Below are 22,588 nucleotides of genomic sequence, written 5' to 3' on the forward strand. Positions count from 1 at the left end.
CGCCCTGACTCATTCAGGGCGTTTTTCTATGCGTATTGGCCATGGCTACGATGTGCACCGTTTCTGCGACGGTGATTTCATTACCTTGGGCGGGGTGCGTATCCCGCACAAATTCGGCCTGCTGGCCCACTCCGACGGTGACGTGCTGCTGCACGCCCTGAGCGATGCCCTGCTTGGCGCGGCCGCGCTGGGCGACATCGGCAAGCATTTCCCAGACACCGACCCGCAGTTCAAAGGTGCCGACAGCCGCGTCCTGCTGCGTCACGTGGTCGCTATCGTCAAGGCCAAGGGCTGGCAAGTCGGCAATGTCGACGCCACCATCGTCGCCCAGGCACCGAAAATGGCCCCGCACATCGAAACCATGCGCCAGTTGATCGCCGAAGACCTGCAGGTCGAGCTGGACCAGGTCAATGTCAAGGCCACCACCACCGAAAAACTGGGCTTCTGTGGCCGCGAGGAGGGTATTGCCGTGCATTCGGTCGCCCTGCTGCTGCCAGCATGACCGAACTGGAACTGCTGGGCCCGCGCGCATCGGGCGAATCACTGGGCACTGCGGTACTCAAGGCAGTGGCCGAAGATTTCCAGGTCGACGAAGTGCTGGATATCCCGCTGTCGGGGCAGGGCGAGCACCTGTGGCTGTGGGTCGAGAAGCGTGACCTGAACACCGAGGAAGCCGCCCGCCGTCTGGCCCGTGCCGCTGGCGTGCCGGTGCGCAGCATCAGCTACGCCGGGCTCAAGGACCGCCAGGCGCTGACCCGCCAATGGTTCAGCCTGCACCTGCCGGGCAAGGCCGACCCTGACCTGTCCCGTGCCGAGGATGCCAGCCTGCGCGTGCTCAAGCAGGTGCGCCACCAGCGCAAGCTGCAACGGGGCGCGCACTCTGCCAACGGTTTCACCTTGCGTCTGACGGCCTTGAGCGCCGATCACCAAGCCGTGGATGCGCGTCTGCAACAGCTCAAGCAGCAGGGTGTCCCCAACTATTTCGGCACTCAGCGCTTCGGCCACGGCGGTGGCAATGTTCACGATGCCCTCGACTGGGCCGGGCGCAAGGCATTGCCCGAGCAGCGCAATGTACGCTCGCGGCTGCTGTCGGCCGGGCGCAGCTACCTGTTCAACCAACTGCTGGCGGCACGTGTCGCCGAAGGTAGCTGGAATCGGGCTCAGGTCGGCGACCTGCTGGCATTCACCGACAGCCGTAGCTTCTTCCCGGCAGGTGAGGCGGAGTGTGTCGACCCGCGCCTGGCGATTCTCGACCTGCACCCGACCGGCCCGATGTGGGGCGAGGGCGCTTCACCTGCCGGCGCTGCCACTGCCGCGCTGGAAAATGCCGTCGGCGCACGCCAGCCGGCACTTTGCCAGTGGCTGGCCCAGGCGGGCATGGATCACGAACGACGCATTCTGCGGCTCCCTATTGGCGGCCTGACGTGGCATTATCCCGAGCCTGATATCCTGCAACTGGAATTCGTCCTGCCGGCTGGATGCTTCGCCACCGTGGTGGTGCGTGAAGTCGTGGATCTGGTGTCGGCAGGGCAGACGGACAGCCCATGCGTATTCTGATTTCGAACGACGACGGTGTTACCGCACCCGGCCTCGCCGCGCTGCATGCTGCGCTGGCGGATTACGCCGAGTGCGCGGTGATCGCCCCGGAGCAAGACAAGAGCGGCGCCAGCAGTTCGCTGACGCTGGACCGGCCACTGCACCCGCAGACTCTGGCCAATGGCTTCATCAGCCTCAACGGGACCCCGACCGATTGCGTGCACCTGGGGCTGAATGGCTTGTTGCCGCACACGCCGGACATGGTCGTGTCGGGGATCAACCTGGGTGCCAACCTGGGCGACGACGTGTTGTATTCCGGCACGGTTGCCGCGGCGCTGGAAGGCCGCTTCCTCGGCGGCACCTCGCTGGCCTTCTCGTTGTTGTCGCGCCTGCCCGACAACCTGCCGACGGCGGCCCATATCGCCCGTCGCCTGGTCGAGGCGCAGTCGCGCTTGGCCCTGCCGCCCCGTACCGTACTGAACGTCAATATTCCCAACCTGCCACTGGAGCACATCCGCGGCATACAGCTCACCCGCCTCGGTCACCGGGCGCGTGCTGCGGCGCCGACCAAAGTGGTCAACCCGCGCGGCAAGGAAGGCTACTGGATCGCCGTGGCCGGGGATGCCGAGGACGGCGGCCCTGGCACCGACTTCCACGCGGTGATGCAGGGCTACGTATCGATCACCCCGTTGCAACTCGACCGCACCTTCAATGATGCCTTCGAGCAGCTCGACGGTTGGCTGGAGGGCCTGCTCTGATGCGCGAGGACGATATGCTGCGGCGCGGCATCGGCATGACTTCCCAGCGGACCCGGGAGCGGTTGATCCAGCGCCTGTGCGAAGAGGGCGTGTCGAACACCAAGGTGCTCGACGTGATCCGCCGTACCCCGCGCCACCTGTTCGTCGACGAAGCCCTGGCACATCGCGCCTACGAAGACACCGCGCTGCCGATCGGCCACAACCAGACTATCTCGCAACCGTTCATGGTTGCCCACATGAGCGAGCTGCTGCTCGAGGCCGGGCCGCTGGACAAGGTGCTGGAGATTGGCACCGGTTCCGGGTACCAGACGGCGATCCTGGCCCAACTGGTCGAGCGGGTATTCTCGGTGGAGCGCATCAAGGTGCTGCAGGACCGGGCCAAGGAACGCCTGGTGGAATTGAACCTGCGCAACGTGGTGTTCCGTTGGGGCGACGGTTGCGAAGGCTGGCCGGCGCTGGCGCCTTACAACGGCATCATCGTCACCGCCGTGGCGCCGGAGGTACCGCAGGCACTGCTCGACCAGTTGGCACCCGGTGGCCGTCTGGTCATCCCCGTGGGGCCGGCTGGCGAAACGCAGCAACTGATGCTGATCGTGCGCGAGGAGCATGGGTTCTCTCGACGCGTGTTGGGCGCCGTGCGTTTCGTACCGCTACTCAATGGGCCGCTGGCCTGAGGTATACCGGCATGAGTCTCGCGGTATTTTTGCGCGGTCGGCGAATTCCTGCAGTTTCGTCCTGTCTATCTGGCGGGGTGAAGCGCTAGCGCATCGCGTGGAGCGGGGCTTTGCAACAGCCTTTCCCACCGGCCTGCCAACACTGGCTGGCTCGGTTATAATTGCAACAATATTGCATTTCTTGTCTTCATATCGTTTTTCGGCACCATGAGGGGAGCGCGGGTGGGTCACACAGTCATTCGGCAGCGCAAGGACGGGTCAGGTTTCAAGCTTCTGGTGATTGCATTGGCCATGGGCACGCTACTGGTGGGTTGCTCAAGCACCAGCAGCACCAGCGCGCGGGTGGTCGACCGCAACAACAGTGCGCCCAAGCGCCCGGCGGTGACTTCCGGGCAGTACATCGTCAAGCCTGGCGACACCCTCTTCTCCATCGCCTTCCGTTATGGCTGGGACTACAAGGAGCTGGCCGCACGCAACGGCATCGCCGCGCCCTACACCATTCGCCCGGGCCAGGCGATTCGTTTCAGCAGCGGTTCCGGCAGTAGCACCACGGTGGTGTCCAGCCCATCGTCGTCAAGCCGCACCACGGTCACGCGGCGGCCTGTGGGCGGCACTGTCACGGCGCCTGCCAACCCCAGCAAACCGGCCACGTCGGCGCCGTCCACCACTGCCCCGGTAGTCGCTACCGTACCCGCTGCAGAGCGCGCGGTAGGTGGTTGGACCTGGCCTGCCAACGGCGTGCTGATTGGAAAATTCGCTTCAAACGGTAGTTTGAATAAAGGCATTGATATCGCCGGTGATTTGGGACAGCCTGTTTTTGCTGCGTCTGATGGTGCGGTGGTTTACGCCGGGAGTGGTTTAAGGGGCTACGGCGAGCTGATCATCATCAAACACAGCGATACCTACGTCAGTGCCTACGGCCATAACCGCAGGCTGTTGGTTCGGGAGGGGCAGCAGGTCAAGGCAGGGCAGTCGATTGCTGAAATGGGGTCCACGGGCACTGATCGGGTGAAGCTGCATTTCGAGATTCGCCGCCAGGGCAAACCCGTCGATCCGCTCCAGTTCCTGCCACGTCGTTGACCGTTGTACCCGGCCTGTTCCTGCGATGTAGAGGGGACAGGCTCAAGCGCTGCCAGGGATAAAGGTGCCGCTCGAGTCTGAGTTCGAACTCAGCAAAGGACTATAACAATGGCTCTCAGTAAAGAAGTGCCGGAGTTTGACATCGACGATGACGTCCTCCTGATGGAGACGGGTATCGTTTTGGAAACGGATGTGGTGTCAGACGAACCTGCTGTATCTTCGGTTCGGACGAGGGCCAAGTCAGGCTCTTCGCTCAAGCAACACAAGTACATCGATTACAGCCGGGCGCTTGATGCCACCCAGTTGTACCTCAACGAGATTGGTTTCTCGCCACTGCTTTCCCCGGAAGAGGAAGTGCACTTCGCACGGCTGTCGCAAAAAGGCGACCCGGCCGGCCGCAAGCGCATGATCGAAAGCAACCTGCGCCTGGTTGTGAAAATTGCCCGTCGTTACGTGAACCGTGGCCTGTCGCTGCTCGACCTGATCGAGGAGGGCAACCTGGGGCTGATCCGTGCGGTCGAGAAGTTCGACCCGGAGCGCGGTTTCCGTTTCTCGACCTATGCGACCTGGTGGATTCGCCAGACCATCGAACGGGCGATCATGAACCAGACCCGTACCATTCGCCTGCCAATCCACGTGGTCAAGGAGCTGAACGTCTACCTGCGCGCCGCGCGCGAGCTGACGCAAAAACTCGACCACGAGCCTTCGCCGGAAGAAATCGCCACCTTGCTGGAAAAGCCGGTCGCCGAGGTCAAGCGCATGCTCGGGCTCAACGAGCGGGTGTCTTCGGTAGACGTGTCGCTTGGCCCGGATTCGGACAAGACCCTGCTCGATACCCTGACCGACGACCGCCCGACCGATCCGTGCGAGCTGCTGCAGGATGACGACCTGTCGCAGAGCATTGATCAGTGGCTGGGCGAGTTGACCGACAAGCAGCGCGAAGTGGTTGTACGCCGCTTTGGCCTGCGCGGGCATGAAAGCAGCACCCTTGAGGATGTTGGGCTGGAGATCGGCCTTACCCGTGAACGCGTGCGGCAAATCCAGGTGGAAGGCCTCAAGCGCTTGCGCGAGATCCTTGAAAAGAATGGCCTGTCCAGCGAGTCATTGTTCCAGTAGCTAGCGCTGCAACAAAAAAACGCCCCGATGATCTCGGGGCTTTTTTGTTCGTGGCGAGAAAAGCGAACGTCCCGTTCAGATTTTCGGGGCGCATAGCGCCCAGAGGCTGCCAGGCAAGCCACCTATCAAATGTGTACCGCGCTACCCTAGTAACACCGCGTGTAAGCCTTTGCTTACTCGTTGTGTAAGCTATTTATGCAACCTTCGGTAAATCAATGTCGTTTCCAAAGGCTGCATTTTCACAACCCGTTGAAAAGCATGGTTTATTCATCGGTGAGTAAATGTGTCCGCGGAAATACTTTGCAAGCTCCATCCCTTGCTCGCCCGGCTGAACCCGCTAGTATTCGAACTGTGCACAGGGACATGCACAGGCTTTCAGGATGAAGGCCAAGGACATCGCAAGAAGCGATTTCATCAGGATGATGTTTGGGACAAGCAGGGACTACGGAAAAAAATGTGGGCGGGTCAAACCGCCCCTTTTTTTTGCCCGCAGGAAAACAAAAAAGGCCCCGAAGGGCCTTTTTCGCGTCTGGGCGCTATCAGCGCTCCAGGTCGGCAATCTTGCCAGGCTTGCCATCCCACTCTTCAGCGTCCGGGAGGGCGTCCTTACGCTCGGTGATGTTAGGCCAGATTTCCGCCAGCTCGGCGTTCAGCTCGATGAAGTTTTCCATGCCCGAAGGCACTTCGTCTTCCGAGAAGATGGCTTGCGCTGGGCACTCCGGCTCGCACAGTGCGCAGTCGATGCACTCGTCCGGGTGGATGACCAGGAAGTTCGGGCCTTCGTAGAAGCAGTCCACCGGACAGACTTCCACGCAGTCGGTGTATTTGCATTTGATGCAGTTGTCGGTGACGACGAAGGTCATTTCTAATTCTCTCCTCAGGCGACGGCGGCGGCCCTTCCTCTCAGGGCCGCGCGGTTTACGGGTATGTGGCTGCAGGCCAGGCTAATAACCTGCAGCACCAGCAAACCGCGGCGGATTCTACCAGCTTGTAATGGGCGCCGTTATAACAGGTTCTTTAGTTGATATAGCATTTCGATAGCTTGACGCGGGGTCATGTCGTCCAGTTGCAGCTTACCCAGCTTCTCGATGGCCGGATGAGGCAGGCTGGCGAACAAGTCGCTCTGGTGCGGCACTTGCGGCGCGTCCTTGGCCTTGTGGGCCGCAGGCTGCTCATGGGGCAGGCTGGTGGTTTCCAGCCGGCCAAGGTGTTCGCGGGCACGCTGGATCACTGCCGTCGGCACGCCGGCCAACTGCGCAACGGCCAGGCCGTAGCTTTGGCTGGCAGGGCCGGGTAGCACATGGTGCAGGAACACGATGCGTTCATTGTGCTCTGTGGCGTTCAGGTGCACGTTGGCCACCAGCGGCTCGCTCTCCGGTAGCACGGTGAGCTCGAAGTAGTGGGTGGCGAACAGCGTATAGGCACGTAGCTGGGCCAGGCGCTCGGCGGCGGCCCAGGCCAGCGACAGGCCGTCGAAGGTGCTGGTGCCGCGGCCCACTTCGTCCATCAGCACCAGGCTGCGGTCGGTGGCGTTGTGCAGGATGTTGGCGGTTTCGCTCATCTCGACCATGAAGGTCGAGCGGCCGCCGGCCAGGTCGTCGCTGGAGCCGATGCGGGTGAAGATGCGGTCGACCAGCGACAGCTCGCAGCTGGCTGCGGGCACGAAACTGCCGATATGGGCCAGAAGCACGATAAGTGCTGTCTGGCGCATGTAGGTCGATTTACCGCCCATGTTAGGGCCGGTGATGATCAGCATGCGCGTGCTGTTGTCCAGGCCCAGGTCGTTGGCCACGAACGGCGTGGTCAGTACCTGTTCCACCACCGGGTGGCGGCCCTGCTCGATGCGCAGGCAAGGCTCGTCGACGAAGCGCGGGCAGTTCAGGTCGAGGTTCAGCGCGCGCTCGGCCAGGTTGCTGAGCACATCCAGTTCGGCCAGGGCGGCGGCGCTGTCCTGCAGCGGCGCCAGGTGGCTGATCAGGGTTTCCAGCAGCGCGTCGTAGAGCATCTTCTCGCGGGCCAGGGCGCGGCTTTTGGCCGACAATGCCTTGTCCTCGAACGCCTTCAGCTCGGGGGTGATGAAGCGCTCGGCGCCTTTGAGGGTCTGGCGGCGGATGTAGTCGCCTGGCGCCTGCTCGGCCTGCTTGGTCGGCAACTCGATGAAGTAGCCGTGCACGCGGTTGTAGCCGACCTTGAGGTTGGCCAGGCCGGTACGGGCTTTTTCCCGGGCTTCCAGGTCGATCAGGAACTGGCCGGCGTTCTCGCTGATCGCCAGCAGGTCGTCCAGTTCGTTGTCGTAACCGGCCTTGAGCACGCCGCCATCGCGGATCACCGCTGGCGGGTTGTCGATGATCGCCCGCTCCAGCAGACTGGCCAGCTCCGGGTAGGTGCCGGTGATGGCGGCCAGGCGCGCCAGGTGCGGTGCCTCCAGCTCGGTCATGGCGTTTTGCAGCTCGGGCAACGCGCCCAGCGCATCGCGCAGGCGCGCCAGGTCACGGGGGCGGGCATTGCGCAGGCCGATACGGGCGAGGATGCGCTCGATGTCGCCGATTTCCTTCAACTGCGGCTGCAGCTTTTCGAAGCGATAGCCGTCGAGCATGCAGCGGATCGAGTCCTGGCGCGCCTGCAGCACCTTGAGGTCGCGCAGCGGGCGGTTCAGCCAGCGGCTCAGCAAGCGGCTGGCCATGGCGGTCTGGCAACGGTCCACTACCGATTGCAGGGTGTTGTCACGCCCGCCGGCCAGGTTGACGTCCAGTTCCAGGTTGCGCCGGCTGGCGCCATCGAGGATGACCGTGTCGTCGAGGCGCTCGTGGCGCAAGCTGCGCAGGTGCGGCAGGGCGGTGCGCTGGGTTTCTTTGGCATAAGTCAGCAGGCAGCCCGCAGCGCCAATGGCCAGGGTCAGCTTGTCGCAGCCAAAGCCTTTCAGGTCCTTGGTTGCGAACTGCTGGCACAGGGCCTTGCGCGCAGAGTCGCGGTCGAAGTCCCACGGTGCACGGCGGCGGGCGCCCGGGCGCTTCTCGGCCGGCAGGTCGCGTGGCCAGTCATCGGGGATCAGCAGCTCGACCGGGTTCAGGCGTTCGAGTTCGGCCAGCAGGTTTTCCCAGCCCTTGATCTCCTGCACGCTGAAGTTGCCACTGGTGATATCCAGCACCGCCAGGCCGAACAGGCGCTCGTCACCTAGCAGCGCGGCAATCAGGTTGTCGCGGCGTTCGTCGAGCAGGGCTTCGTCACTGACGGTGCCGGGGGTGATGATGCGCACCACCTGGCGCTCCACCGGGCCTTTGCTGGTCGCCGGGTCCCCAATTTGCTCGCAGATGACCACCGACTCGCCAAGCTTGACCAATTTGGCCAGGTAGCCCTCCAGCGAGTGGAACGGAATACCGCACATGGGGATGGACTGGCCAGCCGATTGGCCGCGCGCAGTCAGCGTGATATCCAGCAGTTTTGCGGCTTTTTTCGCATCTTCGTAGAAGATTTCGTAGAAGTCGCCCATGCGATAGAACATCAGCTGGTCCGGGTGCTGGTGCTTCAGCTTCCAGTACTGCTGCATCATCGGGGTGTGTGCGGAGAGATCAGAGATTGCTTTATTCATCAATGGCTTAGAAAGTAGGTCTCAATATTGTGGGGCAATTTTGGGGCGTTCTGTGTTGCATGCTCGACGCCGAGACCCACCGGATTTTCAAGCCGCATAGGTTAACACGGCTGCCTGGCAGGCAGAACCTGTCAGGCAGGCGCATGCTGGGTTGCCCTGAAGGCGTGTTGACATCATTGGGCCTCTGTGGAGAATTGCGGACTTTTTTTGACCATCAGGGACGGTGTAGTGAGCGCAGTACGTTTTGATGTCGACGCAGTTTTCTGTATTTCCCTCGATACCCGCGCAGACCGGCGCGAACTGTTCACTGACACGATCGGGCGGCAGCTTGGCAACGACGTCATCTTTCATGTCGTCGAGAAGCACAGTGATCCCAGGCGCGGATGCTATGAATCGCATCAACAGCTGGCCCGTCGCGCGCTTGACGATGGACTGGAAAGAATCCTGATTTTCGAAGATGACGCCAAAGCCTATGCCTTCAAGCCTTCGCGGGTCGACTGGGTAAACCGCTTCATACGCTCGCGACCCTTCGAAGCCTTGCACCTGGGTTACTCCATGGGGCGCACATGGCTGACCTGGTTTCCGTTCATCGCCAGAGGCCGGGTGGTCGCCCTGCATGCCTACGTGCTGTCGCGCGAAGGCTGCCGAATCCTCGCAGAGACGCCATACGATGGCACGCCCGTGGATGTGGTCGTGAAGCACAAGATGCGCCAGCATTGCGTGTTCCCCATGATGTACCGGCAGCATGCAGCTGCAGTGACCGGCAGTGACCTGGAGCAGGTCATACGTAATGAAGACGAATGGTGGGAGCGTAATTGGGCCAAGCACCGTCGCTCGCCGCTGAAGAACATCTGGCGCACCGCGCTGCGTCTGAACTTCTGATGGGTGTGGCCGGGGAGTGTCGTGTCGATGCCTCCGGGCGAACACCCCCGCCCACAAGATGCTAGGGTAGAGGCTTGCCTTGAAGGAGCCCTGCATGGACCCGATCACCACGCTTGCCACCCGCCTGGGTGAACACCTGCGCCGTTTCAATGCTCAGGTGACCACTGCCGAATCCTGCACCGGCGGCGGGATCGCCGAAGCCATCACCCGTGTGCCCGGTAGCTCTGCCTGGTTCGAGGCCGGTTACGTGACCTACTCCAACGCCCAGAAAACCCGACAGCTGGGCGTGCCCCCGGCGCTGTTCGGCGAGGTGGGCGCGGTCAGCCAGGAAGTCGTCGAGGCCATGGTTCGCGGCGCCCAGGCAGCCAGCGGCGCGCGCTTCGCCGTGGCGGTGAGCGGCGTGGCCGGCCCGGACGGCGGTTCGCCAGCCAAACCGGTGGGCACAGTGTGGCTGGCCTGGGGCGACGGTAGCCGGGTGTTCAGTGAGCGCCGCCAGTTCGACGGTGACCGCGAGGCGGTGCGCCGACAGACGGTGATCGCCGCGTTAGACGGCTTGTTACAGCTTGGTGCCGAGTAAATCGACGACAGGGGTTTGCTCAGGCGTCTGCCTGTGGAATAATACTGGCTACTTATACAGGTATTCCGGCCGTCAGGGCCAAGTCGAACACGTGAGGATTTCAATGGACGACAACAAGAAGCGCGCCTTGGCTGCGGCCCTGGGTCAGATCGAACGTCAATTCGGTAAAGGCGCGGTCATGCGCATGGGTGACCAGGAGCGTCAAGGCATCCCGGCCATCTCCACCGGCTCCCTGGGCCTGGACATCGCGCTTGGCATCGGCGGGCTGCCAAAAGGCCGTATCGTCGAGATCTACGGCCCGGAATCATCGGGTAAAACCACGCTGACCCTGTCGGTCATCGCCGAAGCCCAGAAGAACGGTGCCACCTGCGCCTTCGTCGACGCCGAACACGCCCTCGATCCTGAATACGCCGGCAAGTTGGGCGTCAACGTCGACGACCTGCTGGTTTCGCAGCCGGACACTGGCGAGCAGGCCCTGGAAATCACCGACATGCTGGTGCGCTCCAACGCCGTTGACGTGATCATCGTCGACTCCGTTGCCGCTTTGGTACCAAAGGCCGAGATCGAAGGCGAAATGGGTGACATGCACGTGGGCCTGCAGGCTCGCCTGATGTCCCAGGCGCTGCGCAAGATCACTGGTAACATCAAGAACGCCAACTGCCTGGTCATCTTCATCAACCAGATCCGTATGAAGATTGGCGTGATGTTCGGTAGCCCGGAAACCACCACCGGTGGTAACGCCCTGAAGTTCTACGCCTCGGTCCGTCTGGACATCCGCCGTACCGGCGCGGTCAAGGAAGGCGACGAAGTGGTCGGCAGCGAAACCCGCGTCAAGATCGTCAAGAACAAGGTTTCGCCTCCGTTCCGTCAGGCCGAGTTCCAGATTCTCTACGGCAAGGGTATCTACCGTAACGGTGAGATCATTGACCTCGGTGTATCTCAGGGCCTGGTCGAGAAGTCCGGTGCCTGGTATGCCTATCAGGGCAACAAGATCGGCCAAGGTAAAGCCAACGCTGCCAAGTACCTGGCTGAGAACCCGGCTATCGGCGCCGAGATCGAGAAGCAGATTCGTGACAAGCTGCTGAAGGCGGGTGCCGTTGCTGAGGCTGGCAAGGCTGCTGCTGCCGAAGCCGATGCCGACGACATGGCCGATGCTGACGCCGGTTATTGATTGCGCGGTAGATAGCTGAACATGTCCGCCGTACTCGACACTCCCGTCGCCATCCGGCGGACAGCCATGGACCTGCTTGCGCGACGTGAGCATGGTCGCGTCGAGCTGACGCGCAAGTTGCGTCAGCGCGGCGCTTCGGATGAGCTGATCGAGCCTGAGCTCGACCGGCTTACCGAAGAGGGGCTACTGAGTGAAGCCCGCTACCTTGAAAGTTTTATCCGCTACCGTTCTGGGTCTGGCTATGGGCCTGCGCGTATTCGCGAAGAGCTTGGTCAGCGCGGTTTGGCGCGTTCCGACATTGAACAGGCGCTTCGCGAAAGCGAGGTGAATTGGGCTGAGCGCCTGCGTGATGTTTGGCAGCGCAAATTTGCCGGTCAACGCCCGCAGGATCCGCGTAGCCGTGCTCAGCAAACCCGCTTTCTGGCTTACCGTGGGTTCCCCATGGACATGATCGGTCGGCTGCTGAACGGGCGTGATCTGGACGATTACTGACCGCCCGTGCTGCTTGGAATCCCGATGCTGTTGCAATCCTTGTGTGGCCTTGTGTCGCGACAGGGCTGGCTGGCAGCGCCGGAATCTCAGCGGCACTGCATGATGGTTGGGCCGCTTTGCAGTCCTGTCGTGACGCATTGGCGCTTGCACAGGGCGTCGCGATTCCCCGTGAGGGCGATTGGCTGGCAAGGGCCATCAATTGACCTTCAGCGCCTCCCTGGCTCGCTGTGTGGTATGCATGGGCTGCGGCTTGGCCCAGTTCTCCGGCAGGTTGATGAAATCCACCAGCTCGCGCAACCGCCCTTGGTCGCGGCCATTGAAGGCGAATGACAAACGGGTCAGGTGGCTGTAGTTGCCTACCTCATGCTCGGCGCTGCTATCCGGTTGCTGGTGATATTTGCCGCTCAGACGCAAATCGGCAAAACCTTCCTGTATGTCATACAACGCTGCCTCGCTCAGCGCATGGTGCATGCGGATCACGAACTGGCTCTTCAGCCAGCGGCTGGAGTGGTAGTTGCTGTAGAACTGGTTGATTTCCTCAACCGCCTCGTCAGCGCTGTGCACCAGGCGCACCAGCTTCAGGTCGGTGGGCAGAATGTAGCGGTTTTCTTCCAACTGGCGGCTGATGAAGTCCAGGCAGTCACGCCAGAAGCTGCCGCCCGGTGAGTCGAGCAGCACCACCGGCACCAGCGGGCTCTTGCCGGTCTGGATCAGGGTCAGCACCTCCAGCGCCTCATCGAGGGTGCCGAAACCGCCCGGGCAAAGCACCAGGGCATCGGCTTCCTTGACGAAGAACAGCTTGCGGATGAAGAAGAAATGGAACGGTAGCAGTTTGTCGGTGCCATCCACAGTCGGGTTGGCGTGCTGTTCGAAGGGCAGGGTGATGTTGAAGCCCAGGCTGTGCGCGCTGCCAGCACCTTCGTGGGCAGCCGCCATGATGCCGCCGCCGGCACCGGTGATGACCATCAGCTCGGAACGTGCCAGGCAGGCGCCGAGTTCGCGGGCCAAAGCGTACATCGGGTGTTCCAGCGGGGTGCGTGCCGACCCGAACACGGTCACCTTGCGCCGGCCCTTGTAACGCTGCAGGGCGCGGAACGAATGATCCAGTTCGCGCAGGGCCTGCAGGGTTATCTTGGCGCTCCAGCGGTCGCTGTCGTCGTGGGCCATGCGCAGGATGGTCAATATCATGTCGCGGTACAGCGGCAGGTTGGGGCTATCGGGTGCTACCAGTTGCAGTTGTGCATCGATGTGGCTCAGGTCGATGTTGTTGTCGCGGAAGTGGCTGAACAGCTGTTCGTTCGATTGGTAAGGCATGCAACGTCTCCTTATGCACCAATACCTCTGACCTCAATCTAGACCCTCGCGACCAATTGTGCCGGGTAGTTTGGCGGCGCCGCCCGTCGGCATGCGGCCAACGGCGGTACGGGTTTGGTTAACTGGTAAAGCGAAACGTGTCGATGCGGGAGGTGGCGGTATGCATCGCTTGATCATCGAAGTGGACCGGCAACTCTTGCAGCAGCTGGAAAGTGCGGCCCAGGTGCATCACCTGAGCCTGGAGGCCGAGTGCCAGCGCAGGCTGGCAGGGCTGGAGTGCCAGTCGCGCTACTTGCAAGCGCTATTGGCCGAGATGCGTGCCGAAGCCGCCGAAGGGCACTGGCGCGCCCGTGAAGACGAGAAGGAGTGAGTGCGACCCAGTGCTTACTTCTTCTTGTTACCGGCTACGCAGCTGGCATTGTCGAAAGCCTGATCCATGATGGGCTGGTTGGTCTTGTAGACCGTGAAGCGGTAGACCATCACTGCGCCTTTGGACATGAGATTGCGGAAGCCGCTGTTGCGGCACACGCTGTCGCCCAATTGGCTGCGCACCTGTTCAGGGTTGGCCTGCATGCGCTCGGCATGGCTCTGGCGCACGCTCAGGTGATTGACCAGCGCCTTGCCTTCCACGGTGTAGCCCTGGTCGAGAATGTCTTCGTTTATCGCGCGCGGGGTGCCGACGCTGCTCTCTTTGGCGACTTTTTCGAGCATCTTGTTCAGGTCGTAATCCTGCTTGGAAGCCGCCTGGGCTGCCAAGGGCAGGGTGAGCAACAGGCTCAGGGCGGGGGCGATAAGGCGCAGCATGAATCTCTCCTGGTTCGATGACTGGCGCTTTGACATGCGCCCGTCGACGGCGTTCCGTAGAATCGTGCGGGCCTGCAGGCCCAGCACGGAAAACATCCGATTATAAAGACCGGCCTGCCGCCTGCACAGCAATTGCCCGCTGTTCTGATAGACTGATCCCCTTGTTTTTCCAGAGTCATCCTTGTGCCCATTTCCAACCTGTCCAGAGGCCTGCCGGCATGAGCCATGCGGTAGCGCGCCTGCGTGCCGAACGCCTGGCCCGCAGCAACAAGCCTTTCATCGCCCGTGGATCACGTGCCGAGCGCTGCCCGGATTGTCGGGTAATTGCCACCCATTGCCTGTGCGCCTGGAAGCCTCGGGTGCAGGCCGACGCTGGCATGTGCCTGCTGATGCACGACACCGAGCCGCTCAAGCCAACCAACACCGGCTGGCTGATTGCCGACCTGATCGAAGATACCTCGGCGTTCGGCTGGCTGCGCACTTCGGTTGACGAGCGTTTGCTGGCGTTGCTCGACGACCCGCAGTGGCAGCCCTATATCGTGTTCCCGGGCGAGTTCGTCGCCCAGGAGCGGGTGGTCAGCGAGGTGGTGCGCATGCCGGGCAAACGCCCGCTGTTCATCCTGCTGGATGCCACCTGGACCGAAGCACGCAAGATGTTCCGCAAAAGCCCGTACCTGGACCGTTTTCCGGTGTTGAGCCTGCAAGCTGAACAGATGTCGCGCTACCGCCTGCGCCGCTCCAAGCGCGACGATCACTTCTGCACGGCCGAAGTCGCAGCCATGTGCCTGGACCTTGCCGGCGATAGCCGGGCTTCGCAGGCGCTGGATGCCTACCTGGATGTGTTCAGCCTGCATTACCTGAGCGGCAAGCGGCGCCTGCCGCTGGACGATCAGGATGACACTCACCAGCGTTTGCATACCTTCCTATAGTCCAAGGGGCATAGCCCCTGCTTTGGTTCATAATGACGGAGCTGGCAGCCAGGGTGGGCGAGACGGCAGGGCGTTGGCTTGACCATCCTTGACCGTGCTCGGCATCCTTGGCGCCGATTCCCCGCCGTGCACTTCCCCAACCCCCGAGTGCCTGGCACAGAACAGGATCCTTAGATCGATGGCCACTTACGAAATCCTGATTGCCGATGACCACCCACTGTTCCGTGGCGCCCTGCGCCAGGCCGTTACCCTCGGCCTGGGCCCGGATGTGCGCCTGGTCGAAGTTGCGAGCATTGCCGAACTGGAAGTCCGGTTGAGCGAAAAAGCCGACTGGGACCTGGTGCTGCTGGACTTGAACATGCCGGGTGCCTACGGTTTTTCCGGGCTGGTGCTGCTGCGCGGGCAATACCCGCAGATTCCGGTAGTGATGGTTTCGGCGCAGGAAGAAGCCGCCGTGGTGGTCAAGTCCCGGGAATTTGGCGCCAGTGGGTTCATTCCCAAGTCCAGCCCCCTGGAAGTGATCCAGGATGCTGTACGCAAAGTGCTCGACGGCGAAGTCTGGTGGCCGCCGCAAGCGTTCGAAAAGGTCGATGTCTCGGCCGAAGCCAAGGCTGCCAGCGAAGGCCTGGCGAGCCTCACGCCGCAGCAGTTCCGGGTGCTGACCATGGTCTGCGAAGGCCTGTTGAACAAGCAGATCGCTTATGAGCTGAACGTGTCGGAAGCCACCATCAAGGCGCACGTGACGGCGATATTCCGTAAGCTGGGCGTGCGTACCCGGACTCAGGCTGCACTGCTGTTGCAACAACTTGAATCGGTTGCCAGCAACTGACTGCTTGCGGCTTCACGCTTTTTTTACCCGGGCCGGTCTAGTCTGCTGGCCTTTCCGTTGTGAAGTGACTCACATGACATCGCCATTCAAGGGCCAGACCGGCCTGAAACGTATCTTCAACGCCGCTGGCTACTCGCTGGACGGCCTGCGCGCGGCCTTTAAGGGCGAGGCAGCATTCCGCCAGCTGGTACTGCTCAACGTGCTGCTGATCCCGATTGCCTTCTGGCTGCCGGTTAGCCGCGCGGAGCGGGCGATCATGATTGCCGTGTGCCTGCTGGGGCTGATTGTCGAGCTGTTCAATTCGGCCGTGGAGGCCGCCATCGACCGCATTTCGCTGGAGCGCCACCCACTGTCGAAGAACGCCAAGGACATGGGCAGCGCCGCACAGCTGGTGGCACTGACCATGGTGGCGCTGGTATGGGGCGTGATCCTGCTTTAAGCGATCGGCGGCAGCACGATTTCGTCGCTGCGGGTAAAGCCCGCAGTGAAGTTGCGGCAGAGTTCGAGAAATTCGCGCATGGCAGAGGTTTGGTATTTCTGCTTGTGCCAGATGAAGTAGAACTGGCGCATCAGGTCTAGCTCCGGAGTTTCTACCGGCACCAGGCTGCCCCGGCGAAAAGCGTCGCGCAAGGCCAGTCGTGAAATGCAGCCGATTCCAAGCCCTGACTCGACCGCGCGCTTGATCGCCTCGGTGTGTTCCAGTTCCAGGCGGATGTTGAGGTTGGCGCGATGATGGCGCATGGCTTGGTCGAAGGTCAGGCGCGTGCCCGAACCTTGTTCTCGCAGGATCCATGCTTCTTGCGACAGGCTTTCGATATCGGCGCGGCCCAGCCTGGCCAGCGGGTGCTGTGGTGCGCAGAACACCACCAGTTCGTCCTCGACCCATGGCTGGACTTCCAGGTCGGGGTGGTTGCAGTCGCCTTCGATTAGACCCAGATCAATTTCGTAATGGGCAACCTGCTGCACGATATGCGCAGTGTTCTGTACATGCAGCTTTACCTGGCTTTCGGGGTGCGTCTGCATGAAGCTGCCGATCAACAAGGTGGCCAGGTAGTTGCCAATGGTCAGGGTGGCGCCGACCGCCAGGGAACCGAACCCGGACTTGCCGTTGAGCAAGTCTTCGATTTCCTTGGCCTGATCGAGCAAGGCTACCGCCTGGGGCAGCAGTTGATGGCCCAGGGCATTGAGGGCCAGTCGTTTGCCGGCACGGTCAAACAGCTGGCAACTCGATTGGCGCTCCAGTTCGGTGATCGAAGTGCTGGCGGCCGACTGCGACAACGCCAGCAGGCTGGCGGCCCGGGAGACGCTTTGATGCTGGGCCACGGCGACGAAGACTTGCAGTTGACGAAGTGTAAATCGCATATCGATATAACCGATAACACATATCTTGATAATCCAGTTAACAGATATTGTCGCTGCCCCTAAACTATCGCGCAACTGTGCGTGTTGCACGCGCTGCGTTTTTCTTCAGGAGCCCCATCAATGAGCAACATGAACCACGAACGTGTCCTCAGTGTGCACCACTGGAACGACACCCTGTTCAGCTTCAAGTGCACCCGCGACCCGGGCTTGCGCTTCGAGAACGGTCAGTTCGTGATGATCGGCCTGCAGCAGGAAAGCGGCCGTCCGCTCATGCGTGCGTACTCCATCGCTTCGCCGAACTGGGAAGAGCACCTGGAGTTCTTCAGCATCAAGGTGCCGGACGGCCCGCTGACCTCGCAGCTGCAGCACTTGAAGGAAGGCGATGAGATCATCATCAGCAAGAAGCCTACCGGCACCCTGGTCCTCGATGACCTGAACCCGGGCAAGCACCTCTACCTGCTGAGCACCGGCACTGGCCTGGCGCCGTTCATGAGCGTCATCCAGGACCCGGAAACCTACGAGCGCTTCGAAAAAGTGATCCTGGTGCATGGTGTGCGCTATGTGAACGAAGTGGCCTACCGCGAGTTCATCACCGAGCACCTGCCGCAGAACGAGTTCTTCGGTGAATCGGTGCGCGACAAGCTGATCTACTACCCGACCGTCACCCGTGAGCCGTTCGAGAACCAGGGCCGCCTGACCGACCTGATGCGCAGCGGCAAGCTGTTCAGTGACATCGGCCTGCCACCGATCAACCCGCAGGACGACCGCGCGATGATCTGCGGCAGCCCAAGCATGCTCGACGAGACCAGCGAAGTACTGGACAGCTTCGGCCTGAAAGTCTCTGCCCGCATGCGCGAGCCGGGTGACTACCTGATCGAGCGTGCCTTCGTCGAGAAGTAAGGCGCGGGCAGGTACAGCAAGGCGACCCTCGGGTCGCCTTTCTTATGCCTGATAGTTGTCGAGTGGTTGCAGCGGCCCTTTCGCGGGGCAAGCCCGCTTTCACAAGGGCATCAATTCCCAGGATCCAGCGTTATCCCTGAGGTAGCGGGCTGCCCCGCGAAAGGGCCTGCACCGGCAATACACACTCTATTCGACGCGCGTCTCACCGCTGTACACCAGAATCTCCCGGCAGCGCTTGCACAGGTAACGCCGCCCCTGGTGCACCAGCTTGTGCCGTTGGGCGGTGAACGGGAAGTCGCTTTGCGGGCAAGGGCATCGGTAGATATAGCGGGTGACCACGCGCCGTTGCACCTCGTAGTTGTGGCAACGGTTGGGCGGCAGTTCGTACACCCCGCGCATGATCAACTGCCATTCCTCGCCATGGGCCTGAATACGGTCACCGAACAATTGGTGGGCGATGAGGTGTGCCACTTCATGGGCGACGGTCTGGCGCAGGAAGTCATCCTGGTTTTCGCGGTACAGCTGCAGGTTGAAGCGCAGCAGGTTCTCGTGCAGGTGAGCGACCCCGGCTTTTTGCCCGCGCAGCTTGAAGCTGACTTCCGGGCGCGGGAAGGGGCGCTTGAAAAAGGTTTCGGCTTGCTGGTAACAGGTTTCGACGCGTTGTCGGAGCAGCTCGGGCATGGCGGGGTGGTTCTCCTGACCGGGCATTATGCCGTAACCGCGGGCGGCTTGCCGAGCCACCGGTCAGCGCACAGCCAGAGGCCGCCTTGCGGCGGCCCCTGGTTGATGCCCCAGTGTTGGTTCAGTCTGTTCTAGTTGGTGTAGACGGGCCCCACGCCCAGTCCCCAGATGATCACCGTGGCAGCCATGATCGCCACCAGTACCACAAGGCCTACTGCCAGCACCGAGCTGGAGAAGAGGAAGCCTTCGTCAGAGGGTATGTTCATGAACGTCGGCAAGCCGACATACAGCAGGTACACCGTGTAGCAGATGGCGGCAGTGCCGATCAGCATGCCCAGCCACAGATGCGGGTACAGTGCCGCCAGGCCGCCGATGAACAGCGGTGTGGCGGTGTAGGTAGCAAAGGCAATGCACTGCGCCATGGACGGGTTGGCGTCGTAGGTGCGAGCCATCCAGTGGATGAACGCCCCCATCACGGCCACCCCGGCGAGCATCGCCAGGTACGACATGATGCTCATCCAGATGGCGCTTTCCATGGTCAGCATCACTGCTGGCCGGTCGCCGATCACCCAGCCGACCTGTGTGGTGCCGATAAACGCGGAAACGGCGGGGATCGCCGCCAGGATGAGGGTGTGTGTCAGGTACATGTGGCTGATGGTTTCTTCTTCGCCACGAATCTCCCGCCATTCCTGGTCGGGATGGGTAAACAGCCCCACAACGTGATGGATCATGCCGTCACTCCTCTCAATGTTGCCAAACGCCCCCCAGATGGAGCGCAAGCGGCCCGAGGCCCGAACACCGATGCAAGCGGTAATGTGGCCTTATGTCGCAGTATAGGAAGCCGTTACCGGAATAAACCGTGCTTTTTAGAGCAAATTGCGCTGTATACGGCACTGTTGATTACATTGAAGTCTTTATCGGAATGCCTACAGCCGCGGCCCGTTTGTGCGTAAAATAGCCGCCTTTTGTCACACCTCGCGGATTCAAGCGCTATGGGCACCCTCTCGGTCAACCAGAACAAACTGCAAAAACGCCTGCGTCGTCTCGCCGGCGAAGCCATCACCGACTACAACATGATCGAGGATGGCGACAAGGTCATGGTCTGCCTGTCCGGCGGCAAGGACAGCTACACCATGCTCGACGTTCTGTTGCACCTGCAGAAGGTTGCACCGATCAAGTTCGAGATCGTCGCGGTGAACATGGATCAGAAGCAGCCGGGCTTCCCTGAGCACGTGCTGCCGGCCTACCTGAAGGAACTGGGGGTCGAGTACCACATCGTCGAGAAGGACACTTACTCGGTGGTCAAGGAGCTGGTACCCGAGGGCAAGACCACCTGTTCGCTGTGCTCGCGCCTGCGCCGTGGCACCCTCTACACCTTCGCCGACGAAATCGGCGCGACCAAGATGGCGTTGGGGCACCACCGCGACGACATCGTCGAAACCTTCTTCCTCAACATGTTCTTCAACGGCGCACTCAAGGGCATGCCGCCCAAGCTGCGCGCCGACGACGGCCGCAATGTGGTGATCCGCCCGCTGGCCTACTGCAGCGAGAAGGACATCCAGGCCTACTCGGACATGAAGGAATTCCCGATCATCCCGTGCAACCTGTGTGGTTCGCAGGAAAACCTGCAGCGCCAGGTGGTCAAGGACATGCTGGTGGAGTGGGAGCGCAAGCACCCAGGCCGTACCGAGAGTATTTTCCGTGCCATGCAGAATGTGGCGCCCTCACAGCTGGCCGACCGCAACCTGTTCGACTTCACCAGCCTGAAGATCGACGAGAACGCCACCCCGCGTTTCCTCGACGTGGTGAACATCTGAACCCATGCGTGATTACCAGTGGCTGCATGAGTACTGCCTGAACCGCTTTGGCTCGGCCCAGGCCCTGGAGGCCTTCCTGCCGCAGCCACGTACGCCAGCACAATTGCGCGCCATCAGCGACGATCGCTACCTGTCGACGCTGGCCCTGCGCGTGTTCCGCGCGGGCCTCAAGCACAGCCTGGTGGACGCCAAGTGGCCGGCGTTCGAGCAGGTGTTCTTCGGCTTCGACCCGGAGAAAGTGGTGCTGATGGGCGCCGAGCATCTGGAGCGGCTGATGCAGGATGAGCGCATTATCCGCCACCTGGGCAAGCTCAAGAGCGTGCCGCGCAATGCGCAGATGGTGCTGGACATCGCCAAGGCACAGGGCAGTTTTGGGGCCTTCATCGCCGACTGGCCAGTGACCGACATTGTCGGCTTGTGGAAGTACCTGGCCAAGCATGGCAACCAGTTGGGCGGGTTGTCGGCGCCACGGTTCTTGCGCATGGTCGGCAAGGACACGTTCATCCCGACCGATGACATGGCAGCGGCGTTGATTGCGCAGAAGGTGATCGACAAACAGCCGACCAGCCAGCGCGACCTGGCCCTGGTGCAGCAGGCGTTCAACCAGTGGCATGCCGAGAGCGGGCGGCCGCTGTGCCAGTTGTCGGTGATGCTGGCGCATACCGTCAACCATTGAGGTCGGCGGGGCTGCACCGCAGCCCCACGACTAACTCCCTTCGCCCGCCATGCGCCGCTCATGCTGGAACTTCCAGCGCACATACAGCAGCCCGGCTATGAACAGCCCCAGGCTGATCGCCACTTCGATCCAGCCAAACACTGCCCGCGCCGGGTCGAACGCTGCCAGCACGCCCTTGATGAAATAGATATTCACCACGAAGCAGGTCCAGGCATGCGCCCGGGCGCTGCCCAGCAGCATGCCCGGCAGCAGCAACACCAGTGGCAGCAGCTCGATCGCCAGGATCACCTCGACCCGTGCCCCATGCAGGTTGGCGAACCACAGGTTGTTCACCACCAGTAGGGTGATCAGCCCCACGAAGAACGCCAGGCTCAGCGCCCGCGTCAGGCGCAGGCGCGGTGCCAGCCAATCCAGCGGCGGCAACACCTTGGGCTTTTTAGCCACGCGCGGCCTCCAGGGCCTTGGCCGTGGTCGCCAGGCGTTGGCCAAGGGCACGGCACAGGGCGATTTCATGTGGGTCGAGTTCACGCTTGCCGTCGGCACCGGCGTGGTGGCTGGCGCCGTACGGGGTGCCGCCGCCGCGGGTTTCCAGCAGTGCCGACTCGCTGTAGGGCAAGCCCATCACCAGCATGCCGTGGTGCATCAGCGGCAGCATCATCGACAGCAGGGTGGTTTCCTGGCCGCCGTGCAGGCTGGCGGTGGAGGTGAACACCCCAGCCGGCTTGCCGACCAGTTCACCGCCCAGCCACAGGCTGCTGGTGCCATCGAGGAAGTACTTGAGCGGCGCCGCCATGTTGCCGAAGCGGGTCGGGCTGCCCAGCACCAGGCCGGCGCAGTGGCGCAGGTCGTCGAGGGTCGCGTACAGCGCGCCACTGGCTGGAATGTCCGGGGCCACGGCTTCACATTCGGTGGAAATCGCCGGCACCGTGCGCAGGCGCGCTTCCATGCCCGCCAGCTCGATGCCGCGGGCGATGTGCCGGGCCATTTCGCTGGTCGAACCGTGGCGGCTGTAGTACAGAACCAGAATGTAAGGTTGGCTCACGGCAGGATCTCCAGCACTTTTTCCGGCGGGCGGCCGACCACGGCTTTATCGCCGGCTACCAGGATCGGCCGCTCGATCAGCTTGGGGTGCTGGACCATGGCGTCGATCAGCTGCGCGTCGGTCAATGCCGGGCTGGCCAGGCCCAAAGCCTTGTACTCGTCTTCGCCAGTACGCAGCAGTTGGCGCGGGGCGATGCCCAGCTTGCCGAGCAGGGCTTTGAGGGTAGCGGCGTCGGGTGGGGTTTCCAGGTAGCGTACGATGGCCGGGGCCAGGCCGCGGGCTTCGAGCAGTTCCAGCGCGCCGCGGGATTTCGAGCAGCGCGGGTTATGATAGAGCGTGAGGTCGGTCATGTCGGGTCG

27 protein-coding genes are annotated in these 22,588 nt (G+C 62.1%); 17 read left to right on the forward strand and 10 right to left on the reverse strand.

The window, feature by feature from the left end; all coding sequences use genetic code 11:
* Positions 1 to 28 precede the first annotated feature (28 nt).
* The 6 genes from ispF to rpoS all read left to right on the forward strand — a co-directional run bounded on the left by ispF (position 29) and on the right by rpoS (position 5,164).
* A complete protein-coding gene (gene ispF / locus DMX11_RS19930; RefSeq protein ID WP_110746068.1) occupies positions 29 to 502 on the forward strand; it encodes a 2-C-methyl-D-erythritol 2,4-cyclodiphosphate synthase in 474 nt (157 codons plus the stop codon).
* The gene (gene truD, locus DMX11_RS19935; RefSeq protein WP_110746069.1) at positions 499 to 1,557 is read left to right on the forward strand and encodes a tRNA pseudouridine(13) synthase TruD; all 1,059 of its coding nucleotides are present in this window, start codon (positions 499 to 501) and stop codon (positions 1,555 to 1,557) included. The genes ispF and truD overlap by 4 nt, the downstream gene beginning before the upstream one ends.
* Positions 1,545 to 2,294, forward strand: a complete 750-nt coding sequence (gene surE, locus DMX11_RS19940; protein WP_110746070.1) for a 5'/3'-nucleotidase SurE — start codon at positions 1,545 to 1,547, stop codon at positions 2,292 to 2,294. Before truD ends, surE begins: the two co-directional genes overlap by 13 nt.
* Positions 2,295 to 2,329: 35 nt before the next feature.
* Entirely contained in the window at positions 2,330 to 2,968 is a 639-nt protein-coding gene (locus DMX11_RS19945; RefSeq protein WP_162241111.1) for a protein-L-isoaspartate(D-aspartate) O-methyltransferase, read from the forward strand.
* 222 nt (positions 2,969 to 3,190) lie between these two features.
* Positions 3,191 to 4,048: a peptidoglycan DD-metalloendopeptidase family protein gene (locus DMX11_RS19950; RefSeq protein WP_110746071.1), complete on the forward strand. Its 858-nt coding sequence runs from the start codon at positions 3,191 to 3,193 to the stop codon at positions 4,046 to 4,048.
* 108 nt (positions 4,049 to 4,156) lie between these two features.
* Positions 4,157 to 5,164: an RNA polymerase sigma factor RpoS gene (gene rpoS / locus DMX11_RS19955; RefSeq protein ID WP_003252351.1), complete on the forward strand. Its 1,008-nt coding sequence runs from the start codon at positions 4,157 to 4,159 to the stop codon at positions 5,162 to 5,164.
* Positions 5,165 to 5,703: 539 nt separating this feature from the next.
* Here rpoS and fdxA read toward each other — a convergent pair.
* Together fdxA and mutS are read right to left on the reverse strand one after the other, a co-directional pair.
* Positions 5,704 to 6,027 carry a ferredoxin FdxA gene (fdxA, locus tag DMX11_RS19960; RefSeq protein ID WP_003252355.1) on the reverse strand — a complete coding sequence of 108 codons (324 nt, stop codon included), beginning with the start codon at positions 6,025 to 6,027 and terminating at the stop codon, positions 5,704 to 5,706.
* Positions 6,028 to 6,167: 140 nt separating this feature from the next.
* Positions 6,168 to 8,741, reverse strand: coding sequence for a DNA mismatch repair protein MutS (gene mutS, locus DMX11_RS19965; RefSeq protein ID WP_110746121.1), 2,574 nt, complete (start codon positions 8,739 to 8,741; stop codon positions 6,168 to 6,170).
* 240 nt (positions 8,742 to 8,981) lie between these two features.
* On the opposite strand from mutS, the gene DMX11_RS19970 reads away from it, so the two are divergent.
* The 4 genes from DMX11_RS19970 to recX all read left to right on the forward strand — a co-directional run bounded on the left by DMX11_RS19970 (position 8,982) and on the right by recX (position 11,875).
* Complete coding sequence (locus DMX11_RS19970; protein ID WP_110746072.1) at positions 8,982 to 9,635, forward strand: hypothetical protein; 654 nt, start codon at positions 8,982 to 8,984, stop codon at positions 9,633 to 9,635.
* A 94-nt stretch (positions 9,636 to 9,729) separates the two neighbouring features.
* A complete protein-coding gene (locus tag DMX11_RS19975; protein WP_110746073.1) occupies positions 9,730 to 10,212 on the forward strand; it encodes a CinA family protein in 483 nt (160 codons plus the stop codon).
* 103 nt (positions 10,213 to 10,315) lie between these two features.
* Positions 10,316 to 11,383 carry a recombinase RecA gene (recA, locus tag DMX11_RS19980; RefSeq protein WP_110746074.1) on the forward strand — a complete coding sequence of 356 codons (1,068 nt, stop codon included), beginning with the start codon at positions 10,316 to 10,318 and terminating at the stop codon, positions 11,381 to 11,383.
* A gap of 21 nt (positions 11,384 to 11,404) precedes the next feature.
* Entirely contained in the window at positions 11,405 to 11,875 is a 471-nt protein-coding gene (gene recX, locus DMX11_RS19985) for a recombination regulator RecX (protein ID WP_110746075.1), read from the forward strand.
* Between the two features lie 195 nt (positions 11,876 to 12,070).
* Here recX and DMX11_RS19990 read toward each other — a convergent pair whose 3' ends face one another.
* A complete protein-coding gene (locus tag DMX11_RS19990) occupies positions 12,071 to 13,189 on the reverse strand; it encodes an LOG family protein (protein WP_110746076.1) in 1,119 nt (372 codons plus the stop codon).
* 160 nt (positions 13,190 to 13,349) lie between these two features.
* Between DMX11_RS19990 and DMX11_RS19995 the strand changes: the two genes are divergently transcribed.
* Positions 13,350 to 13,559: a hypothetical protein gene (locus DMX11_RS19995; RefSeq protein ID WP_110746077.1), complete on the forward strand. Its 210-nt coding sequence runs from the start codon at positions 13,350 to 13,352 to the stop codon at positions 13,557 to 13,559.
* A gap of 14 nt (positions 13,560 to 13,573) precedes the next feature.
* Here DMX11_RS19995 and DMX11_RS20000 read toward each other — a convergent pair whose 3' ends face one another.
* Positions 13,574 to 13,993: a quorum-sensing-regulated virulence factor family protein gene (locus DMX11_RS20000; RefSeq protein WP_110746078.1), complete on the reverse strand. Its 420-nt coding sequence runs from the start codon at positions 13,991 to 13,993 to the stop codon at positions 13,574 to 13,576.
* Positions 13,994 to 14,211: 218 nt separating this feature from the next.
* Here DMX11_RS20000 and DMX11_RS20005 point away from each other — a divergent pair, with 218 nt between their 5' ends.
* The 3 genes from DMX11_RS20005 to DMX11_RS20015 all read left to right on the forward strand — a co-directional run bounded on the left by DMX11_RS20005 (position 14,212) and on the right by DMX11_RS20015 (position 16,190).
* The gene (locus tag DMX11_RS20005; RefSeq protein WP_110746079.1) at positions 14,212 to 14,922 is read left to right on the forward strand and encodes a tRNA-uridine aminocarboxypropyltransferase; all 711 of its coding nucleotides are present in this window, start codon (positions 14,212 to 14,214) and stop codon (positions 14,920 to 14,922) included.
* Between the two features lie 178 nt (positions 14,923 to 15,100).
* Positions 15,101 to 15,751, forward strand: a complete 651-nt coding sequence (erdR, locus tag DMX11_RS20010; protein WP_110746080.1) for a response regulator transcription factor ErdR — start codon at positions 15,101 to 15,103, stop codon at positions 15,749 to 15,751.
* Between the two features lie 73 nt (positions 15,752 to 15,824).
* Positions 15,825 to 16,190 carry a diacylglycerol kinase gene (locus tag DMX11_RS20015; protein WP_010952700.1) on the forward strand — a complete coding sequence of 122 codons (366 nt, stop codon included), beginning with the start codon at positions 15,825 to 15,827 and terminating at the stop codon, positions 16,188 to 16,190.
* On the opposite strand, the gene finR is transcribed toward DMX11_RS20015, so the two are convergent.
* Positions 16,187 to 17,113, reverse strand: coding sequence for a LysR family transcriptional regulator FinR (finR, locus tag DMX11_RS20020; RefSeq protein WP_110746081.1), 927 nt, complete (start codon positions 17,111 to 17,113; stop codon positions 16,187 to 16,189). The genes DMX11_RS20015 and finR overlap by 4 nt on opposite strands.
* Positions 17,114 to 17,233: 120 nt before the next feature.
* Between finR and fpr the strand changes: the two genes are divergently transcribed.
* Complete coding sequence (fpr, locus tag DMX11_RS20025; RefSeq protein ID WP_016501130.1) at positions 17,234 to 18,013, forward strand: ferredoxin-NADP reductase; 780 nt, start codon at positions 17,234 to 17,236, stop codon at positions 18,011 to 18,013.
* Between the two features lie 186 nt (positions 18,014 to 18,199).
* On the opposite strand, the gene DMX11_RS20030 is transcribed toward fpr, so the two are convergent.
* A complete protein-coding gene (locus tag DMX11_RS20030) occupies positions 18,200 to 18,694 on the reverse strand; it encodes a SprT family zinc-dependent metalloprotease (protein ID WP_110746082.1) in 495 nt (164 codons plus the stop codon).
* A 131-nt stretch (positions 18,695 to 18,825) separates the two neighbouring features.
* Positions 18,826 to 19,425: a Yip1 family protein gene (locus DMX11_RS20035; protein WP_003252385.1), complete on the reverse strand. Its 600-nt coding sequence runs from the start codon at positions 19,423 to 19,425 to the stop codon at positions 18,826 to 18,828.
* Between the two features lie 261 nt (positions 19,426 to 19,686).
* Between DMX11_RS20035 and ttcA the strand changes: the two genes are divergently transcribed.
* Positions 19,687 to 20,511 (forward strand): tRNA 2-thiocytidine(32) synthetase TtcA, encoded by an 825-nt coding sequence (ttcA, locus tag DMX11_RS20040; RefSeq protein ID WP_027918067.1) that lies wholly within the window; start codon positions 19,687 to 19,689, stop codon positions 20,509 to 20,511.
* A gap of 4 nt (positions 20,512 to 20,515) precedes the next feature.
* Entirely contained in the window at positions 20,516 to 21,187 is a 672-nt protein-coding gene (locus DMX11_RS20045) for a DNA-3-methyladenine glycosylase I (protein WP_110746083.1), read from the forward strand.
* Positions 21,188 to 21,217: 30 nt separating this feature from the next.
* Here DMX11_RS20045 and DMX11_RS20050 read toward each other — a convergent pair whose 3' ends face one another.
* Genes DMX11_RS20050 through arsC form a run of 3 tightly spaced genes read right to left on the reverse strand, consistent with a single transcriptional unit; the run spans position 21,218 to position 22,579 of the window.
* Positions 21,218 to 21,631, reverse strand: coding sequence for a DUF2069 domain-containing protein (locus tag DMX11_RS20050; RefSeq protein WP_110746084.1), 414 nt, complete (start codon positions 21,629 to 21,631; stop codon positions 21,218 to 21,220).
* Positions 21,624 to 22,229, reverse strand: coding sequence for an NAD(P)H:quinone oxidoreductase (gene wrbA, locus DMX11_RS20055; RefSeq protein ID WP_110746085.1), 606 nt, complete (start codon positions 22,227 to 22,229; stop codon positions 21,624 to 21,626). The genes DMX11_RS20050 and wrbA overlap by 8 nt, the downstream gene beginning before the upstream one ends.
* On the reverse strand, positions 22,226 to 22,579 hold the full coding sequence (arsC, locus tag DMX11_RS20060; RefSeq protein WP_110746086.1) for an arsenate reductase (glutaredoxin): 354 nt from the start codon (positions 22,577 to 22,579) through the stop codon (positions 22,226 to 22,228). The genes wrbA and arsC overlap by 4 nt, the downstream gene beginning before the upstream one ends.
* Positions 22,580 to 22,588 lie beyond the last annotated feature (9 nt).

The sequence above is a fragment of the Pseudomonas sp. LB-090624 genome, from assembly GCF_003205205.1.
Taxonomy (GTDB): Bacteria; Pseudomonadota; Gammaproteobacteria; order Pseudomonadales; family Pseudomonadaceae; genus Aquipseudomonas.